Source organism: Cupriavidus sp. HY129 (assembly GCF_059492215.1).
In genome coordinates this window covers 247787-273146 of sequence record NZ_CP083255.1, presented here as the reverse complement: position 1 = coordinate 273146, position 25360 = coordinate 247787, and the positions used below count along the sequence as shown (strand labels likewise).

General features: G+C 65.5%; 11 protein-coding genes. 1 reads left to right on the top strand and 10 read right to left on the bottom strand.

The features are described 5' to 3' along the window. Positions 1-280: 280 nt before the first annotated feature. The 3 genes from K6G35_RS17595 to K6G35_RS17585 all read right to left on the bottom strand — a co-directional run bounded on the left by K6G35_RS17595 (position 281) and on the right by K6G35_RS17585 (position 5450). Entirely contained in the window at positions 281-2269 is a 1989-nt protein-coding gene (locus tag K6G35_RS17595) for an alkyl/aryl-sulfatase (protein WP_035880911.1), read from the bottom strand. Between the two features lie 72 nt (positions 2270-2341). Next, positions 2342-3946 (bottom strand): GMC family oxidoreductase, encoded by a 1605-nt coding sequence (locus K6G35_RS17590; protein WP_495676821.1) that lies wholly within the window; start codon positions 3944-3946, stop codon positions 2342-2344. A gap of 25 nt (positions 3947-3971) precedes the next feature. Next, positions 3972-5450, bottom strand: a complete 1479-nt coding sequence (locus K6G35_RS17585; protein WP_495676820.1) for a coniferyl aldehyde dehydrogenase — start codon at positions 5448-5450, stop codon at positions 3972-3974. Between the two features lie 159 nt (positions 5451-5609). On the opposite strand from K6G35_RS17585, the gene K6G35_RS17580 reads away from it, so the two are divergent. Further along, on the top strand, positions 5610-6248 hold the full coding sequence (locus K6G35_RS17580) for a TetR/AcrR family transcriptional regulator (protein WP_495676819.1): 639 nt from the start codon (positions 5610-5612) through the stop codon (positions 6246-6248). Between the two features lie 62 nt (positions 6249-6310). Here the strand turns inward: K6G35_RS17580 and K6G35_RS17575 are convergent, their stop codons facing one another. The 7 genes from K6G35_RS17575 to K6G35_RS17545 all read right to left on the bottom strand — a co-directional run bounded on the left by K6G35_RS17575 (position 6311) and on the right by K6G35_RS17545 (position 25199). After that, positions 6311-8410, bottom strand: a complete 2100-nt coding sequence (locus tag K6G35_RS17575) for a site-2 protease family protein (RefSeq protein ID WP_035880920.1) — start codon at positions 8408-8410, stop codon at positions 6311-6313. A 1-nt stretch (position 8411) separates the two neighbouring features. Next, positions 8412-9761, bottom strand: a complete 1350-nt coding sequence (locus K6G35_RS17570; RefSeq protein ID WP_495676818.1) for an efflux RND transporter periplasmic adaptor subunit — start codon at positions 9759-9761, stop codon at positions 8412-8414. Positions 9762-9766: 5 nt separating this feature from the next. Beyond that, positions 9767-10570, bottom strand: coding sequence for an efflux RND transporter periplasmic adaptor subunit (locus K6G35_RS17565; protein WP_495676817.1), 804 nt, complete (start codon positions 10568-10570; stop codon positions 9767-9769). After that, on the bottom strand, positions 10567-12087 hold the full coding sequence (locus tag K6G35_RS17560) for a TolC family protein (RefSeq protein WP_035880927.1): 1521 nt from the start codon (positions 12085-12087) through the stop codon (positions 10567-10569). The genes K6G35_RS17565 and K6G35_RS17560 overlap by 4 nt, the downstream gene beginning before the upstream one ends. Further along, entirely contained in the window at positions 12074-23122 is an 11049-nt protein-coding gene (locus K6G35_RS17555) for a cadherin-like domain-containing protein (RefSeq protein ID WP_495676816.1), read from the bottom strand. The genes K6G35_RS17560 and K6G35_RS17555 overlap by 14 nt, the downstream gene beginning before the upstream one ends. Positions 23123-23844: 722 nt before the next feature. Next, positions 23845-24378, bottom strand: a complete 534-nt coding sequence (locus K6G35_RS17550; protein ID WP_040010956.1) for a hypothetical protein — start codon at positions 24376-24378, stop codon at positions 23845-23847. An 11-nt stretch (positions 24379-24389) separates the two neighbouring features. Next, positions 24390-25199 (bottom strand): DUF2092 domain-containing protein, encoded by an 810-nt coding sequence (locus tag K6G35_RS17545; protein WP_008644191.1) that lies wholly within the window; start codon positions 25197-25199, stop codon positions 24390-24392. Between the last annotated feature and the right edge of the window lie 161 nt (positions 25200-25360).

Below are 25360 nucleotides of genomic sequence, written 5' to 3'. Positions count from 1 at the left end.
GATTTCCCCCCGGGGATAGCCGTCGCACGGGTTCTGCCTGTGGGAAAACGCGAGAGCGCAAACGGTCCGCGCGCCAGTCACTTTCAATGCAGTATTTGATTAAGTCAAAGATAAATAGCGCAATTTGCCAAATTGACTGGATGGCGGTTCTGCACGCGCCGTGATGACAGCAGGCGCCAATCGACCTGCGCGGGTGCCGTGCGCGGGGGCCGCCACCCGGCTCCTGGAAGAGGGCCGGGTGCCGGTTTAGCGGTTCAGTGGATGGCGGTGCCAGACGGCATCAAGGCGTCACGATATTGAACTGCGGGTCGAACTTGTCCAGCATTCCCATCCATGACTTCAGCACGGCCGGATCGCCGTCCACCTTGGCGCGCCCGGCCGAGAGTTCCGCGGGCAGCGTGGTCTGGCCGAGCAGCGAGCCGATCAGCGCGCTGCGCGACATCGTCAACGTGGCACCGGCGTCGTCGAACTGGCGTTCCGGCTTGTAAAGGAAGACACCGTTTTCCACCGACAGCGCATAGCGCTTGCCAGTATCTGGTTGCACCCAGTTGAACTTCAGGTCGTGGCCGGCGGCACGCTCGCCATTGAGACGCACGGCCAGGAAGTCCAGGAACATCGTGTCGGTCATGGCCCCGATCATGTCCGGGCTGGCAGTCTGGGTGCCCTGCAGCTTGGGCACCCCATTGCGCAACTCGTAGGCGCCCACCAGATAGGCACTGCGCCAGCTTGCGGCCTCGGTCTGGTAGCCGAGCTGTTCAAGCGCATCGGCCTCGAGCTTGCGGGCCGCCTGGTTTGACGGATCGGCGTAGACCACATGCTTGACCACCTGCGCCACCCAGCGGTAATCGCCCTGGGCGTACGACTTGCTGGCCTGCGCCAGGATCTTGTCGGCGCCGCCCATGTACTGCACGTAGCGTTGCGCGGATTCCTCCGGTGGCAGCGGGTGCAGGTCGGCCGGGTCACCGCTGTACCAGCCGAGGTACCGCTGGTAGACGGCCTTGGCGTTGTGGTTCACCGTGCCGTAGTAGTCGCGCAGGTCCCACTGGCTGGCCAGAGACGGCGGCAGCTTCACGCGCTCGCCTACCTCGGTCATCGTGTAGCCCTGGTTGGCCAGGCGCAGTGTCTGGTCGTGGATGAACTTGTAGGCGTCGCGCTGCCGCGAGAGGAAGCCGGTAATGTTCTGCTGGCCCCACTTTGGCCAGTGGTGCTGCGCGAAGATGACGTCGGTGCGGTTGCCGTAGCGGTCGATGGTTTCGTCAAGCGCGCGCCACCACTGGTTGGCGTCGCGCACCTGCGCGCCGCGGATGGTGTAGAGGTTGTGCAGGTTATGCGTGGCGTCCTCCGCTGCGCACAGTGCCCGCCACTGCGGGAAGTACATCAGCATCTCGGCTGGCGCCTCGGAGCCGGGAGCCATTTGGAATTCGATCCGCACGCCGTCGATCGTCCGGGTTTCGCCGGTCTTGCCGATCAGGTCGGTGGGCGGGATCAGCGTGATCGTGCCGAGCGAAACGGTCTTGCCGAGGCCGGCGTCCACCTGCCCCTGCGGGCCCTTCGGCAGCAGGGCGCCGTACATGTACTGCGCGCGGCGGCTCATGGCATTGCCGGCGAAGATGTTCTCGCTGATGGCTTCTTCCATGAAGCCTTCGGGCGCGTAGATCTTCACCTTGCCCGCCTTGACGTCGTCTTGGCTGACCACGCCCTTCACGCCGCCGAAGTGGTCCACGTGGCTGTGCGAGTAGATCACCGCGACGATGGGCTTCTTCGGGCGGTACTTGTAGTAGACGTCGATTGCCGCGCGGGCGGTTTCGGCGGTCAGAAGCGGATCGATCACGATAAGGCCGCTGTCGCCCTCGACGATGGTCATGTTCGAGAGGTCGAAGCCACGCACCTGATAGATGCGGTCGGTGACCTTGAACAGGCCGTGCTTCAGGTTGAGCTGCGCCTGGCGCCAGAGGCTCGGATTGACCGAGGCGGGCGAGGCGTCGTCACGCAGGAAGGCATAGGCGTCGAGGTTCCAGACCACGCGACCATCGGCACTGCGGATCTCGCCACTGTCGAGCGATCCGACCCAGCCGCGTTGGGCATCCTCGAAGTCCTGCCGGTTGGCGAAAGGCAGGCGCTTCAGTACGTCCGCATTGGCATCGCGCGTGGCGGCCGTTGCGTCGTTGGTTGCCGTGGTCTCGATGGGCGCGGCCATGGCGGTCATCGGGAACAGGCTGCCCACCAGCAGGGAAATGGCCGCATGAATCACGGCGGTCTTGCGTTGCATGGAGTCTCCTTCTCGGGCTCTTGTTTTGCGGGTTTGCTATTTGGCTTTGTGATGCGGCGTTGCGAAGCGCAGTCAGGCGGCCGCGCGGCCCTGCCAGTCTTCCGCGATCATCGCGGCACCCTTCTCGCCGATCATGATCGAGGGGGCATTCGTGTTGCCGCCGATCAGCGTCGGCATGATCGAGGCGTCGACCACGCGCAGTCGTTCCATGCCGCGCACGCGCAGGCGCTGGTCGACCACGGCCATGTCGTCGCTACCCATGCGGCAGCTGCCCACTGGGTGGTAGATGGTGTCGGTACGGCGGCGCAGCAGGTCGACGAGCTGGTCGTCGCTGCTCACCCCCTTCACGTACAGCTCGCGCCCGGCGTAGCGGGCCAGCGGCTGCGCATGCATGATCTCGCGCGAGAGCTTGTAGCCCTTGAGCAGCGTCGTCACGTCGTCGTCGTTGCTGAGGAAGTTCGGGTCAATACGCGGCGGCTCCAGCGGATTGGCCGAGTTCAGGCCGACCGTGCCGCGGCTCTTCGGACGCAGCACGCAGACGTGGCAGCTCATGCCGTGGCCCGCGTGGCGTGTGCGGTTGTGGTTGTCCACGATGCCGGTGACCCAGTGCAATTGCACGTCGGGCCGCGACAGCGTCGGATCGGTGCGCAGGAACGCGCCGGCCTCGCCGAAGTTGCTGGCCAGCAGACCCGTGTGCGACTTGCGGTACTCGAAGAACGCTTTCGTCATGGCCGCCACGCCGTGCAGCGACATGCCCATCAGCGACTTGTCGGGGCTCTTGAAGGGCAGGATGTAGTCAGGATGGTCGATCAGCCCCTTGCCGACGCCGGGCAGCGCGTGCTGGACGGCGATGCCGTGGGGACGCAGGTCTGCTTCGTCGCCGATGCCTGAAAGCTGGAGCAGTTGGGGCGTGCCGAACGCGCCGGCCGCCACGATGGTCTCGCGGCGCGCGCGCAGTTCCACATCACGGCCTTTCACGCGGACCGTGACGCCTTCCGCCGTGTTGCCGCGCAGGATCAGCCGGGTGGCATGGCCGCCCGTCAGCACGGTGAGATTCGTGCGCTTGTCGCGCAGGGGATGCAGGAACGCCACCGATGCGCTGCAGCGCCGGCCGTTGCGAATGGTCACGTGATAGTGGCCAACGCCTTCCTGCTCGGCGCCGTTGAAATCCGCATTGACGGCGTGCCCACTCTTGCGGCCGGCTTCGATGAACGCGTGCGTGGCCGGATGGGCGTCGAGCGCGCTCACGGTCAGCTCGCCGCCGGCGCCGTGATAGGTGTCGGCGCCGCCGAAGTAATCCTCGGAGCGCCGGAACCAGGGCAGCACATCGTCGTAGGACCAGCCGGGATTGCCCAGCGCCGCCCAGTCGTCGTAATCGGTGCGGTGGCCGCGGATGTAGATCATCGCGTTGATGGCGCTGCTGCCGCCAAGCGTCTTGCCGCGCGGCTGGTAGCCGAGACGGCCCTTCAGTCCTGGCTGCGGAACTGTCTCGAATGCCCAGTTGACGTGTCGGGTCGGCAGGATGCCGATGATGCCAGCCGGCGTATGGATCAGCGGAGAGCGATCGACGGGGCCGGCTTCGACCAGGCAGACGCGCACGGAAGGGTCGGCGCTCAGACGGTTGGCCAGCACGCAGCCAGCCGAACCCGCGCCAATGATGACGTAGTCGAAATCCATGATGTTGTTCTTGGGAGCTTGGGAATTAGTCTTGGGATGCCGTCACTGGCGAGGCTTCGGTTTGCACGGGAGGCGCTGCAGAGGGCCGGCCCAGGAACATCCGCAGCGTCAGACGCTGGATGAACGTGCCGTAGGGCGGATGAAACAATTCGATCGGGAACCACTTCCGCTCGGAGAACACGGCCTTGGCGTGCGATAGCTCGCGGAAGCCCTCGGCGCCGTGATAGTTGCCCATGCCGGACGTGCCGGTGCCACCGAACGGCAGATCGTGATTCAGCACGTGCCAGCCCCAGTCGTTCAGCGTGACGCCGCCCGCGTGCGTGCGTTGCAGCAGCGTGGTGGATTCGGCCTTGTCGTCGCCGAAGTAGTACATGGCGAGCGGTCGCGTGCCGCCGCGTACGTGCGTCACGACGTCCTCGAATTCGCGATAGGTGAAGACCGGCAGAATCGGGCCGAAGATTTCCTCGCGTGCGATGCGCATCCGGGGCGTTACGCCGAGTACCACGTGAAGCGGCAGGCGGCGTCCATCCTCGGGCATGGCCGCGCGCATGACCTGCGCGCCGTGGGCACGCGCGTCGTCGAGCAGATCGTTCATGCGCTGGCGGGCGCGGTCATGAATGATGCTTGCGTAGTCGTCGCGATCCGTGGGGAACAGCGCCGCGGATGCGTTCAGCACTTCCGTGGCAAAACGGCCGGCGAGCGCCTCTGGCACCAGGGCGTAGTCCGGCGCCACGCAGATCTGACCGGCGTTGACCGTCTTGCCGTGGGCGATGCGCCGTGCAGCGGTTGCCAGGTTCGCGCTGGACGACACGATGGCAGGCGATTTGCCACCGAGTTCGAGCGTGACGGGCGTCAGGTGTTCGGCGGCGGCACGCATTACGTGGCGGCCGACCTCGGGGGAGCCCGTGAACACCAGATGATCGAACGGCAGGCCGGTGAACTGGCGTGCCACGTCGGCGTCGCCCTCGACGATGGCGACTTCGTCCTCGGTGAATGCCTCGGCAAGCAAGGCGCGTAGCGCGGCAGAGGTCCGGGGCGCGAACTCCGAGGTCTTGATCAGGCATCGGTTGCCTGCCGCCAGCGCGGTGGCCAGTGGCCCGAGCGCCAGATAGACGGGGAAGTTCCAGGGCACCACGATGCCAACCACGCCCTTCGGCTGATACACCACCTTGGCGCTGTTCCCGAGGAACAGCAGTTCGACACTCCTGCGCGACGGTCGCATCCACCGGCCAAGCCCGCCGAGCAGGTGGTTGATGTGCAGCACGGACGGCAGCACGTCGACCATCATCGTCTCGGCATGGGCGCGTCCGCCGAAGTCGCGGTCCGCCGCGTGCGCCAGGCTGCCGGCGTGCTTGCGAACTGCATCGCGCAAGCGCCGCAGGCCCTGCTTTCTGTCGGCCAGCGCTGGGTAGGGCGCGGCGGCAAAGGCTGACCGCTGCGCCTGGAACAGACGCTCCATCCCTTCACGCGCGAATTCTCTTGCTGTTTGTGGAGTATCGGGCACTAGAAACCCCTTAAAAATAAACTGAACAGTCAGTACAATTTAAAGTGTCGGAGTTGGGGCAGATCGGTGTCAAGCCAGGAAGGGGAAACCTAGGGCAAGTCCGGAGGACCGATATGACGCCGCTGCTACAATTTGCGGCAAGCTGAATGGGTGAAGTCGATGAGTGCAAACGAGACGGGCGACGTTGTCGCCATTCCGAATGGGACAACGAAGTACCGCCGGGGCCTCGAGACCCGCAATCGCGTCATTGCGCTCACGAAGTCATTGATTTCCGAGCATGGCTATAGCGAAGTGACGCTCGATCAGATCTCTGCCCAGGTCGGCGTGGCCAAGAGCAGCCTGCTTTGGCATTTCGGCAGCAAGGAAATGCTGCTTGCCGAGGCGGCGATCAGTCTGTTCCAGGAAATCGAGCTTGCGCTGCGTCCCGACGATCTGGAAGGAAGGCCGCTGGCCGAGCGCGTGGACGAGATCTTTGACCGGGTGGCCGACTATTTCACGCGCAATCCGGAAACCAAGGGGGTGGTGATGGCGCTGCTGTTCTCCGCCAACACCCCGCAGTCCGTGCGCGAACATATCCGCGAAGGGTGGAACGGCCATGTCCGCGTGCTGGTGGAGGCGTTGGGCACGCCGGAGCGCCCGCTTTCTCCCGACATCGCCCGCCTGCTGGTGGCCATCTTCCACGGCGCGTACTGTCACTGGTACGCCAACGGTCGCACGCAGCCGATTGGCGACTACCTGCACCCGGCACGCGACCTGTTCCTGAACTGGATCTCGGCGGAGAACCCGTCGCCGCGTTGAGCGGGACGTCGCGTCGTGCTCGCCACCTTCGCGACCCTCGACATCGGCCCGGTCCCCGGCGCCTAGAACCCACTCTCCCGAATTACGACGCTGTAGATGTTGCGCATCCAGTCCGCCAGTCGGCTGCGAGGCTCGCCGGCCAGATGGACGTTGCCGCGCAGCTCGACCAGTGATGGCGGCGGCGCGGCCAGGTCGATCTGGACGAGATAGAGGGCGGCATCCGGAATCAGCGCGCCTTGCTTGTCGACGGCGGCAATGGGCCCGCCGTGGGGCGTGGTGAGTTGCGCCGCCGGAATCTGCGCGCTGCGCGACGGCGCGATGGCCCGTATCACGCCGCAGTGGCGAGCCGGACGCGCATCGGGGAAGAAGCAGGCGCGGGCCCCGGTGCGCAGATACTGCACATCGCTTTCGTCGACGAAGGCATCCACCATCCAGTGCGCGGGGTCGATCAGTCGGCCAAGTACCTGCTTGGAGCCCACCCAGGTATCGGCGCGAATGTCATCCGGTACATCCACCCATGCGCCATCGAACGGCGCCGCAAGCAGCAGTCGGCGTTCTTCCGCGTGGACGGCACGTGCGCGCGCCAGACTCTGCTGCAGTTCTTCGAGCGTCGCGGCTTGTTGCTCGATACCGCGGCGCAATTCGAGCAGGCCCGTCAGCCGCGCATCGTTGCCATTGATGCTGGCCTGCGCCGCCATTGCCTCGCTCACGAGTTCCGGCTGGCGCAATTGGATCAAGGCACTGCCGGCGCGCACGTGGCCCGGGGGCGTCGTGGATACCAGCTGCGCTGGCGCCGGTGCGTATGCGGTCCATTGGCGCGTGCTGTGCGCGAGCGCCGGCGCCCGCACGCCGGTCGGCCAGGGAATCGCCAGCACGATCAGCAGCGCGGCCAGCGCGCCCCATAGCAGCCGGCGGCGCGGGCGCGTGGTCTCCGCCCGCCGCCGGAACCACACGCGGAGCTCCCGCCAGCACGGCAGCGCGATAAAGAACACGATTTCGACCAGAAAGAGTGCAACGCCCAACGCCTTGAAGAAGAGGTGATAGACCACCAGTGCGATGCCGAGGAATACGGTCAGCCGGTAGCACCACGTGACCCAGGCAAAGGCGATCAGCCGGTTGCGAAGCGTCGCGGGCAGCGGCTCTGGCCACGGGTCTGGCCAGCCCAGCAGCAGACGCCGCAGCGCCGTGCGCGCCAGCGCGCCCGCCCGCTCGTGCAGGTTCGGCAGGTCGAGTAGATCGGACAGGATGAAATAGCCATCGAAACGCATGAACGGGCTGGCATTGAGTGCCAGTGACAGCACCCAGCTGGTGGTGGCCAGGTAGAAGCACGCCTGGCGCAATGGACCGGGCGCCAGCAGCGCCCAGCCCAGCGTGGCCAGACCGCCGATGATCAGTTCGGTGACGATGCCAGCGCTGGCGATGGCCAGCCGCTGCCGCGCGTTGGTCAGCCGCCAGGACTCGCTGGTGTCCGTATAGAGCATGGGCCACATCACGAGAAACGCCACGCCCATGTGTCCCACTCTGACACCGAAGTGGGTCGCGACCAGCGCATGACCGAGTTCATGCAGTGTCTTGGCAACGACCACGGCGCACGCGAAGCCCACCGCGCCTTCCAGCGAGATCGATTCGAACAGCGTATGCCGGAAGGTGTCCCATTGCCGCAAGGTCAGCACGACCCCCAGCAATGTGAGCCCCAGTACGATCCATGCCGTGGCCGGCTGGAACAGCCACTGCAGATGCCGGTACAGCGACTGGATGCGGTAGGTCGGCCGCAACAGCGGGATGCGGAAAAACAGGTAGTGGTGCAGCCACCAGCGCCAGTGCAGCCATTCGCGTGGCTGGCGGGTGGTGGCCATCTCCTGGCTGCGTCCGGGCGACGGCCGCAGCAGCGCATTGCCCTGGAGGAATGCGGCAAAGCCGAGTACCTGCTCGCTTTGCGCTTCGAGCGGCGTGCTGGCGCGCACCTGCTCCGCGATGACGCGCGGCGTCATGTGCCAGCGCTGCAGACATTCGAACTCGAGCCAGCCGATCCGGAAATGGCGGTTGCGTACGGGGTCTTCGATAATCCACGCCGGGCTGCCGTCGGTATGCGGGGCGCCGGGGAACAGGCGCAAGTCCTCACGCAGCAGCGGCAGCGGCAGTTCGTCGGGGCTGGCCTGCATGTCAGATGCCCGTCCACGCGCGCAAGGTTGCCAGCGGCCGGCGCAGGATCTCGTAAGCCAGTACCGACCAACCGCCCTTGATGCGCGCGGTTCCCTTCAGGCCGATGCGGGCGTGTTGCGGATCGCCGTTCTCGATATCGGCACGCAGCCGATAGCTCGGCACGCCGTCGGGCGTGAGCGCTGCCTGGTAACTGGTTTCGATCAGCTTGCCGGAGAGCGGTTGCAGCGGGCGCACCGTGAGGAACAGGCTGACCGGCGCGCCCACGTCGAGCGTGAGCGCATCGGCCACCGGCAGGTGGATCAGCATGGCCGGCCGATCCGGATTGGCCAGTTGCATGATGCGCTCGCCGGTCACCACCGGCTTGCCGAGCCAGTCGTTGATATCGGCGAACACCGCGACACCGTCGCGCGGCGCCACGACGGTCTGGCGCTGCAACTGCGAACGGATCGATTCCAGCTCGGCCCGGCGTTCTTCGGCACGGCTTTGCAAGGTGGTCAGCTGCGCCTTGCTGTCGTCGCTGCGGAAAGCGTTCTGACGCGCTGCCAGCAGTTCTGCGTCGGCCACCGCCACGGCCTGCGAGGCCACCTCCAGGCGATGGCTGAGCGTGGTGTCGTCGAGCGAAAAGAGCGGCTGGCCGGCCTTGACCGTCTGGTTGGGCCGCACATGCACTTCCTTGACCACGCCTTCGATGGGCGCGCTCACCATCTGCAGGTCCAGCGACGTCACTTCGGCTGGTGCCAGCGCGCTTTGCCGCACCGGCATCAGCAGAATCAGCACCGCGGCCGCGATTGCAATACGACGCGTCCGGCTGCCCCACAGCCAGGAGACATCGCGCTCGCGGCGAGCCAGCATCTCCCAGTGATAGCCCCAGGCCTGCGTGAGCCGCGACATGGCGATGCCAGCGCCCGCGCCGGGAACTTCGTCGAGCAGGAACAGCACCCAGCCCTGCACCTGTCCCGCGCGGCTGCGCAGTGGCAGCGCCCATGCGCCATTCGGCCACCATTCCTCCCAGCCGCAACGTACGACATCGCTGGCCAGAACGGCATCCGCCTGCGTGATCCACTGCGGCTCGCCGGCCTCCAGCCGCTCGCGTAGCCACTTGCGCGCATGCCCGAGCCACACCACGTAAGGGGACTGCTCGTCGATCGACACGAGCCCCGAGATATTGAGCAGGTGCCACGCAGGCGGCCTGGCATCGAATACCAACGCCTGGCGATAGCGCAGCAGCGGATGGGCGTCGTTGGCAATGTGGAAGCTGAGCTGTTGCACGCTGTCCGCCTGGCGTGCCAGGCTTTCCAGCTCGGCAAGCTGCAGCAACAGCACGACATCGCTTTGCGTCGGCATCTGCATGGGCGTTACTTCGTCTGCTGGAACTGGGCCACGCCGCTCATGCCAGGCAGCAGCTCCGACGCTGGCGCCGTCAGGCGACCTTCAATCTCGATCGACTGGGCCACCGCATCCACCCTGGCGTTGATGGCCGACACCTTGGCCGTGTAGCTTTTGCCCGTCTCGGTGACGTTGACGTTGAACTGGCTGCCAATGCGCAGGTCGCGCAGCATCCGCGATGGCACGTTCAGGCGCAACTTGAGCGGTCCATCGCTGACCAGGTCGAGCAGCGGCGCGCCGGCATTGACGCTTTCATGCGGACGCACATAGACACGGGCCACCCGGCCCGAGAACGGCGCGGCCACCGTGCAGTAGGCCACCTGTGTGCGCGCCAGTGCTACAGCGGCGGTGGCCCGGTCGGCGGCTGACTTGGCGAGGTTGAGCTCCATGTCGCCCACCGCGTCGAGCTTGCGCAGCGCGGACTTGGCCGTGAGCGTTTCGCGCGCGCCGGCCAGTTCGGCATCGGCCATGCCCAGCCGCGCGCGCGGCTCGGCGCAGTCCATCTGCACCAGCGGCCGTCCTTTGGCAATGGTCTGACCGAGCGTGACGCCCAGGCTCTGGACCGTGCCGCTCATCGTGGCGGCCATCGTCGTTTCGGGGTCCGCGCTGAGCAACACCCGAATGGCGCCGGGGTCGACGGCCCGGCTGGGCGGTGATGGATCGTTGGCGCCGACTGCCACGCCGGGCAACAGGGCGGCCGAGACAACGGCGAGACTGGCGAGACCAGCAAGGCCGGAAAGACGGAACGAAAAGCGAGATGATGCGTTGCTCATGATTTGCTGTCGACGGCGCTTGGATAGAGCTTCTGTTGCCAGCCCTGCATGGTCTGTTCGATCTCCGATGCGAGGGTCGGGACGTCATGGCTGGCAATCGCGTCCGGCATGACGTCGAGGCCAACCGAGTTGTAGAGACGTCCCCAGGCGGCCTGCGCCTCCGAGTAGGCGGCGTAGCGCTGGTACTGCGCCAGCAGCATGCGCGCATCGGCGCGGATGAACTCGAGTTTCGAGTCGGCCGATACCTGGGCGCTTGCCTCGGCGAATCTGCGCAGGCGGCTGTCAACCTGCAGGCTTTCTTCGGCGAAATCAAGCTGCTCGAGTGCCAGGTGATAGCGTTGCAGCGCCACGCGCACCTGCGTGAGCACGGCCATGGACAGCGACATGCGGCGCAGGTCGCCCACCTTGTTCTGGCTGTCCTGCGCCTCGTTAAGCACGGGGATCTTGAGCAGGTTGAAGATGTTGTACGACAGGCGCAGGCCGATAGCGGACCACGCGTTGTTGTAGAGGTAGGCGTTGGAGTCGTAGTGGCCGCCCAGGTCGACGGACAGGCTGGGCCAAAGTTCGGCCTTGGCGATCTTGATGTCGTTGTCGGTGACGCGCTTGCGGTACCACTCTTCCATGATCTCCGGCCGGCTTTCGAGCGCCATCTGTTCCAACCCGGCGACGTCGAACCGATCGTTCGGCATGCGCTGCTCGGCCTCGTCGGCAAGCGTGAAAGGCTGATCTGGCGGCAGCGACATCAGCGCGGCCAGTTCCGCACGCGCCAGTTCCAGGTCCTGGCGCCGTGCCGACAGCAGGCTGACGGCATCGAGCAGCGCGCGCTGATAGGCCAGGGCCTGTTGGCGCGGCAGCAGGCCCTTTTCGTCCGCTTCCTGCGCGGCCTTCAGACCCTGGCGGACCTTGTTCAGCAATGCGTCGACCTGGCCGATCAGGCGTTGCGCGCCAAGCGCGCGCCAGTAGGCATTACGGACATCCTGCAGCACGTTCTGCACGACCTTGCGACGGCGCTCCTCGGCCATCAGCACCTGATCGGCCTTTTGCTGGGTGCGTTCGTAGGCCACCAGGAAATCCAGCGTGCTCCACGTCAGGTCGAGATCGGCCAGGCGGTGGTAGCGCTGTTCTGAGGTGGAAGGCCGCAGGCTGATCTGGCCATCCTGGATCCCCACCGAGACGCCGCCAGAGTCGTTCGACCGATGCGTGTAGCCAGCGGATGCCACCAGCTTGGGCAGCATGTCGTGCTTGGTCACGTCCACAAGCTGCCGCGACAACGTGCTTTCCATCAGCTTGAGGCGGTAGTCGAGGTTGTACTTGAGCGCGCGCGCGGCGGCCTCGTAGAAGGTGATCGGGCGGGTGACAGGTTCCTGGTCGCTGTACATACCGCGCCGGTCTTCCTCCACGCGCTGGCGCACTTCCTCTTTCGAGTAGGGCTGAGGCACGCTCGGCGCCGTGGAGCACGCGGTGGTCAGCAGCGTGGCAGCAAGTGCGATGGCTAGGGGCGGGCTACTTTTTCGCATCTTCGTTGGTGCTGTTGTTGGCGTGGGACAGGGCGGCCACCGTGCTGGGCCGCGACGCCAGTTGGCGGATTTGATCGGTGAAGGAGGCTGCGGGGCGCGCAGGTTCCGTGTGTGGCGAGGCATGGCGGCCCGGGTGCGGCTTCGCGGACTTGCCGCGCTTGTCATGCTTGCCGTCCGACGGGGCCGCCTTCTCGGGGCGGGCCTCGATGCCCTTGAGCGCGAAGACCGACGGGTCGCGCAGCAGCCCGTCGGCGGACAGCGACACGATGCCGTGCCGCCCGGCGGTGCGTTCCGCTTCGAACTGCACAATGGCTTCGAGTTGCAGCAACGCGGGCCGCAGGAACTCTCCCGACGTCATTCCGAGACCTGCCGCCAGCGAGGGCGACTGGATATGCGGCGGCGTCACCATGTCCAGGTTCTCGCCGCGCAGCAGGCTGTCGTTGCGCTGATGAACGGGGAAGATGCTCTGCACCTCGGGCGTGACGTACACCACTGGATCGACGCCGAGGGTGGTGCCGAAACGGTCCCGGTGCCATTCGTCGTGCAGGAAGTACTCGTGGTCGCCGGGGCCTGGCGGCGGCACGTACGGCGCGTCGATATTGAGCGAGATGACCAGTTGCGCAGAATCTATCGCGCCCGCGCGGTCGGCGATCGTGTAGGTGAAGATGTCCTTGAGGATGCTGCCGCGCCCGGCCGCGGCCTGCACGGCCGGATTGGTCAGGTCGATCTCGTAGGTATAACTGCCGTCGGCGTTGAGCTGCAGGTAGCCGTAGCTGCCGGCAATGCGCGTGCCGGGCGACGTCGATGCACCGCCCGCGTCCTTCGCGCCGGGTCGGATGCCAACCACGGTGAGTTGGTCGCCGGCGTCGACGTCGGAATCGTTCGGCAGCACGTTGCCACTGGTGATTGGCTGCCCGTGGATATTGTCGACGTTGTTGCTGTCGTCGCGCGCCACAGGCGCGTCGTTCTGGCCGTGAATCGTGATGGTCAGCGTTGCCGTGGCCGTGGCGCCCGCGCGGTCGGCCACCACGTAGACGAAGGTCTCCGTCAGCGTTTCGTCCGATGTGCGCAACGCCTGCACCGCGGCGTTGTCGTTATCGATCACGTACCGGTAGCTGCCATCGGCCTGTACCGTCAGCGTGCCGTAGCGGCCCGCCGTAGTACCCGCCACCGCGCCGGCGCCAAGCGGGCCATTGATGGCGGTGACGGCCTTGGTCTCGCCATACTGGTCGACATCGGTGTCGTTGTCGAGCACATTGCCCGTGGCATCCGTGCCCGGGGTGGCGTTGTGCCGGCCACCGGCTTCGATGGCGTTGCCGGCATCGTCATGCGCCACCGGGTTGTCGTTCTGGCCAAGGATCAATACACGCAGCGTGGCCTGATCCGTGGCGCCGTGGTCGTCGCTGACCGTATAGGTGAAGGTGTCCACCAGCCCGTCGAGCAACATGCGCAGTGCCTGGACTTCGGGCAGGTTGTTGTCGACGGTATAGGTAAAGCGGCCGTCCGCACCCATCACCAGGGTGCCGTACTGCCCGCGCAGCGGGACGCCCACGATGCCACTGGTCCCGGTGCCGTTCTCGGCCCCGGTACGCAGGGCGACGATGGTCAGGGGACCGCCTTCCGGGTCGACGTCGTTGAAGGTGGCGACGCCGCTCGGGTCGCGTCCCACCGTGCCATTGGCCACGCCGCCTGCCTCGCGCGCCAGCGTGATCACGTCGGAGGCGACCGGCCGGTCATTGATGCCGTGGATCGTGATGGCCAGTTCGGCGGTGTCGGTCAGGCCGCCGCCGTCCGCCAGGCGGTAGGTAAATCGCTCCACCAGCGTTTGTCCCGGCGCCAGTGCCGCCACGATGGTGTTGGTTTCGTCGGCGTGGTACTGGAACTGCCCGGTCGGATCAATGTCGAGCCAGCCGTAGAGACCGTTGATGCGCACCTTGCCCGACATGTCCTGCAGCGTCGCGCCGGTGCTTTCGGCGCCTGACCGGATGCCGGTGACGGTCCGGGTATCGTTGGCGTCCACATCCTTGTCGTTGGTCACCACGTTGCCCGTGGCGTCCACCGGTGGGGTATCGGAGGTGGCAGGGGTGGCGTCCGCGGCATCGTCAACGGCAACGGGTGCGTCGTATCGCCCCAGGATGGTGATCGTCAGCGTGGCGGTACTGGTCAGCCCGGCGGTATCGCGTACGGTGTAGGTGAACGTTTCGGTCAGCGTGTCGCCCGGTTTCAGGGCCTGCACGGCGGTCAGCGCATCGTTGATGTTGTAGACATAGTCGCCATTGGCCGACAGCGTGAGCGAGCCATACAGCCCGGTCAGGCTGGCGCCCACGGTACCCCCGGCACCTGCCGCAGTCTGGAAGGCGCTGACGGCCTTGGTGTCGCCCGCGTCCACATCGGTGTCGTTGATCAGCACGTTGCCCGTGGCTGGCTTGCCGGGCGTGCCGTTGAACGTGCCGCCTGCTTCGATCGCCTCACCCGTGTCGGGCTTGGCGACCGGCGCGTCATCGCGCCCGTGGATGGTGACGTGCAACTCGGCGGCGTTGCTCAGACCACCGGCATCCGTGACCGTGAAGGTGAAGACGTCGGTCAGCGTATCGAAGTTGGTGCGCAGCCGTTCCACGACCGGGTTGTTGTTGTCCACCACGTACTGGTAGGTGCCGTCGGCATTCACCAGCAAGACGCCATAACGCCCTTGCAGGTAGGTGCCGAGCGTGCCCACCGTGCCGCCGTTGTCGTTGACGGCGCCAGTGCGGAACGCGGTGACTGCGGCGGTGTCGCCGGTATCGGGATCGTACAGGCCCAGCAGCAGGTTGCCGCCGGGGTCCACGCCCGGCGTACCGTTCAGCGTGCCACCGGCCTCGATGGCATCGGCGCGCTGGCTGGCCGCAACGGGTGCGTCGTTGGCGCCGTTGATGGTGATGGTGAGCTGCGCCAGATCGGTCGCGCCAGCGGCATCCCGCACCTTGTAGGTAAAGACATCCTGGATCGACTGGCCGGCGTTCAATGCGTCGACGGTTGGATTGCTGTTATCCACCAGGTAGACGTAGGTGCCGTCGGCGCGTATCAGCAGGGTGCCGTACTGACCTGTCACCAGCATGAAGTTCGTGCCGCTATCGGCCACGGCACCTGCGCTCTTGTCACCGGCGCGCGCGCCGGCCACGGTCTTGGTTTCGCCATACTGATCAACGTCGGTGTCGTTGGTCAGCACGTTGTCGGAGGGATTGACGCCGGGTGTGTTGTTGTCGATACCACCCGCTTCGCGTGCGACCGCGGTATCGTCGACGCCGATCGGATTGTCGTTCTGCCCGGTGATGCGAATCCGGATCTGGGCCTGGGCGGTCAGGGTGCCGTCGCTGTCCGTGTACGTGAACGTGTCGATCAGCACATCGGTGCTGCGCCGCAGTGCCTGGACAGCGGTCAGGCTGTCATTGACCGTGTAGGTGAAAACGCCATGGTCGTTGATGTTCAGCGTGCCGTAGGCGCCGGCGATGTCGATCGAACCACCGACGGGAATATCCAGCGTAGTGCTGCCGAATGCGATCTTGATTACCGAGATCGCGTCGCCATCCGGATCGATGTCGTTGAGCGTGGCGTCGCCGGTTGCCTTGGTGCCGGGCGTGGTGTTGTTGACACCACCGGCTTCCTTCGCAGTGGCCGTGACGTCCTGTGCCACCGGCGCGTCGTTGACACCGTGAATGGTGATGTTCAGGTTGGCGGTCGACGTTCCCCCGTGCGGGTCCAGCAGTGTGTAGACGAAGCTGTCGGTCACCGTGTCGTTGGGGCCGAGGGCGATCAGCGCGGGATTGGTGTTGTCGATCAGGTACGTGTAGCTGCCGTCGGCGTGGATCACCAGCGTGCCGTAAGTGGCGAGCAGTGTTATGCCACCGGCGCTCACCGGGGTGTCGCTGCCGCCAGCCGGGCGGATCTGGCTTACCACCAGGCTGGAGACGGGATCGTCGACGTCGCTATCCACCTGACCAATGGATGCGGGGTCGTGCTCGTCGGTGATGACATTGCCAGCCGGGTTGATCGGTGTGCCGCCCGCCGGGTTGCTGGCCGTCGGCTGGCGCGCGGTGTAGCCCTGGGCCTCGTTGTCGACCGCCACGGGATTGTCGTTAGCGCCGTGGATCGTGATGGTCAGTGCGGCGGTGTCGTTCAGGCCGCCCGCATCGGTCACCGCGTATGTGAACACTTCTTGCAGCGTGTCGCCCACATTCAGCGCCTGCACCGCGGCGTTGTTGTTGTCGATGCGATAGACGTAGCTGCCATCGGCGCCAATCACCAGGGTGCCGTACAGGCCGGCGATGGGCAGCCCGCCGTTCGCGGACGTGGTGCCCGGGGGAACTACGGAAGCCGGGCCGCCCGCCGCTTCGGTGCCGGTGCGCACCCGGGTGACCGTGAGGCTGTCTCCGGTATCGATATCGCCATCGTTGATCAACACGTTGCCCGTGGCGTCGGAACCGGGCGTGCCATTGGCCGCGCCACCGGCCTCGGTGGCGTCGCCGGTATCGTCGCCGGCCACCGGCGCATCATTGGCGCCACGGATGGTCACGGTCAGCGTAGTGGAGCTCTGGACACCGGCAAGGTCGCTGATGGTGTAGGTGAAGACCTCGGTCAGCGTGTCGGTCGGCAGCCGCAGCGCCTGCACCGTGGCGTTGTTGTTGTCCACCACGTACTGGAAAGCGCCGTTCGCGCCGATGCGCAGCGTGCCGAAGAGACCGGCAATCACGGTCGATGCCGTACTCGTTACCGCCGAACTGTTTGCGCCGAAGGCGATGCGCTCGACCTTCAGCACATCGCCATTCGTGGCAATGTCCACGTCGATGTCGTTGGTGAGCACGTTGCCGGACGGGTTGACGCCTGGCGTGCCGTTGGCGGTGCCGCCGGCCTCGGTGGCAAATGCGACATCTGGCTTGGCCTCCGGTGGGTCATTCACCGGAATGACCGTAATGGTCAGGGTATTGATGGCGGTGAGGTTGTCCAGCACCGGATCGAACGGGATGCCGTCTCCATTGGCATCGCCGCGCTGCCCAAGGTCGTCGGTGCGGATGGTCAGCGTTTCGTTGCCGTTGTAGTTCAGCGAGGGCGTGTAGAGCAGCGTGGCGAGTGCCGCGCTGATATCGGTCTGGCTGCCCTCCAGCGTGAACGTGGCCGTGCCCAGCGCGCCAGCGACGACCGTTGTGGCCCCGGGGGTGAGCGTCAGTGTGCCGTGCAGCACGCTCAGGGTGACCCGGATGATGCCGTTGCCGGCGTCGGGGTCGCTGACCGCAAGGCCCACGATAGGCAGCGCGTTATCTTCGAGGGTCGACGGCGAAGTGGGCAGGATGTTGACCGGCGGGTCGTTGCGCTCCACGTAACCGACGTTGCCGGCCACCGCCGCGCCACTGTCGCCGCCCGAGAACTGCACGCGCGCGAGCGGGCTGGAGGGATCGCTGTCGATGCGGGCATTCACGGTGCCGGTGGGCGTCGCCAGCACGATGGTCGGTGGCGCGTCGATCCGGAATACACCGCGCCCCAGCACGCCGAAACTGTAGAAGCCGTTGGCGTCGGTGGTCGTGGTCCAGGTCTGGTTGTCGGCCGTGGTGTCGAGGTTGTTGTCCGCGCCGCCCCAGGTGAGCGTGACGGTTTGCCCCGCAATGGACGGGCCGTCTGGCACCGAGCTGCCCGTGGCGGAATCCGTATCGTTCCAGAGCGTGCCCGATACATAGCTCACGCCGGCTGCATCGCTGTCCTGGTAGTTGTTGGGGCCCACCAGACTGCCGGTGCGCTCTCCGGTGGCGCTGCCTGCCGGCCCGACGTTCGAGCCGCCGAACGTGGTGAAGGCGTTCGACAGGCTGGTATAGGTGACGGTAGCCGCCGTATCGGCCAGAAGTGTGTTGTTCGGCAGGCTCGCCGAGTAGATCAGCGAAACCTTGCCACCCTGAGGCATGTAGTCGATGTTCAGCGTGACCTGGGTGCCGGTGTTGGTCAGCGTGAATCCTGGAGGCAGGCCGCCGGGACTGTATGTCACACCATTCACGACGACGCTCTGCACCGTGAGCGTCTGGCCGCCGGGCGGCAGGCTGTCGGTCAGTACCACGTCGTGCGCGGCAGTCGTGCCGGAGTTGCTGAAACTGACGCTGTAGGTGGCCTGGCCGAATGCGCTGCCAACGCCGGGATCGAACGCCACGACGGACTTGTCCAGATCGACGATACGCGGCTCAACCACGCGCTCGACCACTTGGGCGGTGCTGGTGCGCAGTTGGCCTTCACTCAGGAAGTCTGCGTGCACAGGAAGCAGCGCGCCGGCGGTCACGTTCGCGGTGTTATCCACGCGTACGTTGAATTCGAAGTAGAAGCCCTCGAAGTCGGGGTCCTGGTTCAGGTTCACGAGCGAACCCACTGGCAGGACGATTACACGCCCGTTCGAGGTGTCGATCAGCGACGTGTTGACGATGCCCTGGGCCCGTAGCTGGCCACCGAGATCCGCCTGCAGCAAGGTCTGGCCCGAGCTGGTGACGCCGCCATTGAGATAGAGGGTGCCGCCGACGGCCAGATTGCCCAGCGTTGTCGTCAGGCCGGGCGTGCCGCTGCTGTTCGGGTCGGAGATAAAGCTGATGGCGGCGGAACCGTCGTTGAGAAAGGTCAGCCCTTCGGGCAGGTAGATCTGTACCGAGCCGTCCAGCACGACGCCTTCCGGTACCACGAACGCCACCCGGTAGTGAATGATCTCTCCCACGGCCACGTCTTCCTGATCGACCACGGTCGGGCCGAGCGGGGTATCGGGGTCGCCACCGACGTGGCTGATGGACGAGCCGGCTGCCACGCGCGTGGCATTGACGTTGTTGATCTGATAGTCGTTGAGGACGCCGCTGTTGAGCACGCCATCGGTGCCGGTGCGCTCGCCGGTGTTGGCGCCGTCCAGGCTGGTCCACGTGACATTGACCTGGTTGTCCACCGTACCGGACAGGCCCGTGAGAATGCTCAGCGTGCCGGTGAACTGGATGGCGACGGCGCCGCCGCGCGGAATGTCGAGCTTGGTGCCTGGCGCGCTTTGCAGCACGCCATTGACGATCACGAAGTCGCCGGGCCCGGAGGTCGTCGCGCCGCCCGACAGCGTGACCCCGGTGATCTGCACATTGATGAGTTCTTCGGGCAGGTTATCGACGAACCACACGTCGTAGGCGTTGACGTCGCTGGACGATGTGCCGTTCCTCAACGTGATGGTGTAGGTCATCTGGTCGCCGCGGTCCACACCGGCGATCGTGCCAGTGGAAGTGACGTCCTGCCTGACAGTCAGCGTCGGCTCGACAATCGTTACCGTGGGCTGCGTGCCGGTGAGCGCGATTCCGCGATCCACGCCAGTGGTGCCATTGGGCACGTCGCCGTCCGGATCGGTGAACGTGATGGCGGCGTTATTGGCGAGCTGCCGTCCGGCCTGGTTGCTGATCACGTTGCTGGCCACCAGCCGCACGCGGATGACGAAGCTGTTGTTGGCAGTGTTATTGTCGCCATCGGCCGAGCTGGCGCTGAACGTCAGTTGCATGTCGGTGCCGTCCGCGCCGGCCGCCCCACCTGCGGGGCTGATGCTCGCCACGTTGACCGATCCGGCAAAGTCGGCGGCGAGCGCGCCACTGCCGGCCCGCGTGACGATGAGCTGATAGCCGCCGTTGCCGAAACTGGTGTCGAGCGTCAGGCCGTCGGGCACGATATCGGTCAGGCGCAGGTTCTGCGTCGAGCCCTCCGGCAGCGTCACCACGATGTCGTACAGCATGCTTTCGCCGATCACCAGATTGGCGCCGGTGGTGTGGCTGGCGCTGGAATCGCTTTCCGCCGGTGTGCTGCCGCCACCAGCGAAAACCTTCGTAACCACCGGCAATGCGGCCAGTTCGTCCGCGGTGTCGGTCAGATCGGTAGGGGTGAAATCGGTCCCGCCATTGATGCTCGCGTAGTTGGTCAACGCGGCTACCGTCTGCAGATTTTGTCCGGCCAGCACCGACTGGGCCACCACGGTGTCATAGGTGATGATCACCATGTTCGTGCCGGCGACGTCATTGGCGCTGCCGGGGCGGCCCGCCAGGAACGTGGCCTGGTTGCCGGCATCGAGGAAGGTGATGGTGTTGCCCGATACCGAGTAATCGACGCCAGCCTGCAGCAGCGTGCCGTCGCCGCGGCTGATGCGCAGGTTTGCTGCCGCGAGGCTGCCGTTCAGGAATGTCAGGTTGGGCGGCAGCGTCAGCGTGGTGACGACGTCGTAGGCGCCACCACCGCCAGTGTTCTCTATCGCCGTGGCCAGACGGACCACGTCGCCGGCGTCAATGCCGGTGACGGTGCCTTCCACTGCGTTGATATCGGTCACGGGTTGTGTGAAGGCCGCGCCAGCGCTGCCAGCGGCTGCCCAGGTACCGGTGGTGCCCGTAACGGTGCCATGCGTACTCGACACGACGCCGTGCTTGATGCTGAGTACTGGTTCGGCCACCGAATGCACTTCCTCGACATCCGTACTGACCAGCACCTGCTGGTTGATCGTGGTGGTCTGGCTCGATTGCCCCACCACGCTGATCGAACGCTGGTCGGCAAACGGCTGGTCGCTCACGCGCATGGTGAACACCAGCTCGATGCGGTTCTGCCCGGCCGCGCTGCCACTCAGGATGAAGTTGCCGAAGTTGAAAACGACGGAATTGCCTGCGCCACCGCTTACGCTCAGCACGCTACCCGGGTGGGTGTCGCCGCTGCCGTAGCTCCACTGATTGATGCCGGTGCCGTTGCTCCAGGCGATGGCGGCGTCGAACAGCGGCAGCGGCAGGAATGCCGAAAGCTTGAAGTTCTCGTAGTCGCCAGTCACGAGGTCATAGCTGAGCCGGAACGTCACGGTATCGCCCGGATGCAGCTCGTAGCTGGCCGGCGGCGTGGTGCCGTTGATCTGCGTGACGGCAACGTCGACCTGGCTGGTGGGAATGGTGACCGTGGTTTGCGAGTCGTCGGTGTCGGTGCCGCCGAGGTTGAACGGCCCGATCACCACCGTGCCGGTGATCAGCGCGTTGTTGCCAAGGCTGTCGCCCTCGTTGATCTCGCTCTGCGGATAGGTGGTCTGGTAGGCCTCGTCGACCACCGCGTTGTAGGTGACCGTGGCAATGGTGCCTGACTGCAGCGTGCCATTGCTGGAGATATCCCCGGCCAGCACGGCCAGTGGAAACCCCGCGTTGCGGATCGACGTGGCAAGGTCGAAGGTGATGGTCGTTCCAGCGGGACCCTTGGCGCCGATGGTGTAGACCAGCGGCACGGTATAGGAGACGCCGTCCTGGCGGAAGGTGATCGTTGGCGTGCCACTGAAGGTCATGCCGTCGCCGAGTTGGTCGGTGACGGTTAGCTGGCCGTTGTGCAGCAGGGTCTGACCGAAAGAAAAGTAGTCGGATACGGCAATGTCATAGCGAAACTGCAGCGTGTCTCCGGGCGAGACGCCGGCCACGCCAGTGTCGTTGGCCAATGCGGCCGACTTGTGCAACGTAATCGACTTGGCCGTGAAGGTGACGGGATCGCCGTCGTCAGTCACGACCAGAAAGGGAGGCGGCTGGGGCGGCACATCGCGCGGATCGAGCGGCTGCCAGTCGGCCGATACATGGGGCGCTCCCACGGTGATGGTCTTGCTGGCGCCGCTGATCGGGTCCAGGATCGGCGCGCCGGTGCTGTCCGTATCGCCCACGTAGAAGCCCACGACCGTGTTTGTTGCCTGCGTCAGCGTCGGGTAGACGACCGTGTACGAGCGCAGGTACGCGCCACCCGCCAGGGCGTTGGCAATTGCTGTCTGGCCAGTGACGACGGTGCCGTCCGCCAGCGTGATCGATAACACGAGTCCGCCCGCGCCCGGCGTGATGCTCTCCACGCGAATCGTGTCGGGCAGGTCCTGCGTGACCTGGACGTTGTGCAGTGTCTGACCGGGAGCCGGCGTGGTGGTGACCGTGAGCGAGTGGGGGAAGTTCTGCCCGGTCACGGTCTCGCCTTCGACCATGTCCACCGTCTGGGTGATCTCCAGCGGTGTCGATTCCAGGGTGTACTTGTCCCATGACGCCTCGATCAGCGTCGGGTCCTGGGTCGGATTGTCGAGCGCGTCGTTGCCGTACTGGAAGCCGCCTCGCACACTGATCACGTGGGGCTGGTTGGCATCGGCCAGTTCGCTTAGCTTGACCGTGATGTCGACCGTGGCGGAGGGCTGGCCGTTGCCGAAGCTGGCGTACGGCAACTCCAGGACGACGAGCTGGTCGCCGGCGCGGTAGCCGTAATCGGCGGCGCGGAGAATCAGCGGGTTGCCGCTGGCGTCCTTGGCGATCGGATGAACGGCGGTACCGTCCGCCCCGAACGTGATGATCTGCGCGTTGAGCGCGATGCCCTGGTAGGTGGCCGAGACGAACGTCGCGCCGTCATCGCCGTCATAGCCCGTGGCCGGCAACAATACGTCGATATAGGGCGCATAGCCCGGCTGGCTGGACGGGTTGGTAAAGGTCACCTCGAAAGTGGCGGTGCCTCCGAGCAAGATGGTCTCGCCACTGCTGCCGAGCGTCGTGGTGGGGCTGGCATTGGCCAGCAGCCCGTTGTAGTGGGCCAGTTCGTCGGCATTGATGTCGAGGTGGCTCTCGATCGGGCCGGTGCTCTTTTCAAGCGTCCAGTCACCGCCGGCGGCAGCCGAACCTGTGTCATTGGTCGAGGCGGCCACGTCAGCGCCCGTTACGGCGGCAAGGCGCTGAATCAGCGCTTCGCCGCTGTCGCCCGCACCACTGCGGCAACCGTAAAGCAGAATGTCGGCGCCCGTGCTCAGGTGGCTCGCCCATTCGGCGGCGCGGTTGATGTCAGCGGATGCGGCGGTGAGCTGGCTGGTGCCCAGCGTGATCTCGCCGGGATTGCCATGGCCGAGGATCTGGATCGAACTGACTTGTCCGAGCTGGTCCAGCGCGGCCTGGATCGCCGCCACGCCGTCCTGGCCTGCAGCCACCACGACGACACGCGTTCCCGGCGTGGCGCTTTGCGCGAGTTCGTTGGCGCCATTGATGCGGGCATCGATCACCAGCAACTGCTGGGTTGCCGCATGACCATCGGGCGCCGGGGCGTGTGCGTCGGTCGGGGCAGTCCTGACTGCGTCTGGCTGGGCCAGTGTTGCGAGTGCTGCTGCTCGACAGCGGCACCAGCGGCGGCGTCGTACAGCAGGCGAGGCTCCAGTGCCAGGGTGCGGCTCGATGGCTGGAATTTGAGGGCGGCTTCCGGTTTCATCGCGAGGCGTGCTTTCTCATGCATCGCAGGCAGAAGCGGTCATGCGTTGCCCAGCCTGCAAGTGGAACGGGAGTAATTCAATATAAGAGTTGCGTCCTCAGTTCGGGTTGAATTCTTTGAGAACGCCGCTTTAGAACCTTCGATATTGCGGGGCAATTCGAGTCGTCAATTTTTGACGCTGTCAGCGATCTGGCGCGTGTGCATTCGCGTGTGGTGTGGGGAAAAGAAGGGCCGATCCCGGAAGGCAGATTCCCGGACCGGGTCCCGGAAGGGCTACCCGTTACTGCACAGGGTCACCGTGAAGATCCATACCATCCGGGGCGAGCGCCTCGAATGAACTTCCTGCGGTGCATGTCGCGGCATCCGCGCCATGCACCGGCTCATGCGGACGTCAGTTTCCGCTTTGGACCGAGCCGCAATTTGGGTTGCGGGGAAATGGGGCTGCCTTTGCTGGCAGCCCCCGCCGCAACGTCATCGGCCTGCGAATGCGATGCGGCGGAGCAACCGCTCAGGTTGCCATCAGTACGGCGCGTTCACCACCACGTACTGTGATCCCTGCGGTTGATACCACGTGGTGCCACACTGCTGGTAGACCATGCCGCCGTAATTGACTGGCGCACAGCTTGGCGGAACGGACCGTACGACGGAGCCGATGACGGCAGAGGTCACCGCCACGGTCGCCGTGACCGCCGCCGCGGTTGCCACCGGGTGATAGTCATTGTCCCAGCCGCCGCCGCAGCAACCGCCGTGGTTTTCAACGTTGACGTTGACGTTCCGGTTGGTGTTGACGTTGACGTTCCGATTGGTGTTGACACTGTTCACGCTGGTGCTGCGGACGTTGTTGGCGCGTGCGTCAGCCGGCCTGTGTGCCTGCGCGTTCACTGCCGCGCCACCACCACCCCGTCCACCACCGCCCCCACCTCCGCCTCCGCCTCCGTGAAATCCACCACCACCGCCACCGCCGCGTGCTTCGGCAACGGGTGCCCATCCACTTGCCACCACGATGACTGCACCCAGCAGCGCTACGATCGCCTGATTGAGAGAGTGTTTCATTGGTGGCTCCTTCATTGATTCTTGAGGGGGACGAACTCGGCGACTTTCGCTCCCTTGGGCGGCGTGAAATGGAAGGTGGAAGCTGTGAACTTCGGCTTCAGGTTCCAGGTCAGCCACGTCACGGATTGCGGCCGTGCTTCATCGCTCCGGTTTGTGACCACGATCTTTCGCGGCAGTGGCTGGTTACCGGAGGCGATCCAGATCTGCCAGTCGATCATGCCCTGACGGAATGCGTACTGGTCGCACAACTGGCCGTCGATCAAGTCCTGTCCCGCGACCATGGCGGATGTGATGCCGTTCGTTGGTGCATTCGGCGTGCCCCACAGGAACAGGTCGTCAACCGGTACCTCGATGCCGAAGCGCTCCCGCAGTTTGACCACGAGGTTGCTCAGGTTGTCGCTCGAGTCGACCGTGCTGTAGTAGTTGCTTTCCGGGTAATAGAGCGCAACCTTATGCCCGTCGTAGTACAGGTCACGCTGTGCCCGTGCACTTCGCATCTGCACACGCATCTTGTCGGGTCGATCGGCATCGACGCGGGCGCTGGCCGAATGCTGCAGCTTCTGTCCGTCTTCGAGTACGCGTTCGCCATCGAGGTCGATCTTGACGGAGAACTGCTTCAGCGTCTGCAGGTATCCACCCATGTCCTTCAAGGCCTGGATGGCATCGGGGTTCACGGCGTTGGCGTCAGGCTTGCTTTCTGGCGGCGGCGCCGTGGCAGCCGTCTGGGTGTCTGGCGCGGGTGAAGAGGTGGCCTGCGGGGCCGGACTGCTGCACGCGCCCAGCGAAATGGCCAGCGCGGCAATACACAATGCACGATTCATAGCGAACCCCCTTGGATATGGATGCCTTCGCCGGATTCCGGTGGTGGGCATGGCCTGCTGAGACGGCCGCCATTGGCGACCGTGGAAGAACGGGTTTGGCTGACTGCAGTATTCATGGATCGTCCGGGCCACCAGATCGGACGAAGTCGCCGGCCGCATGG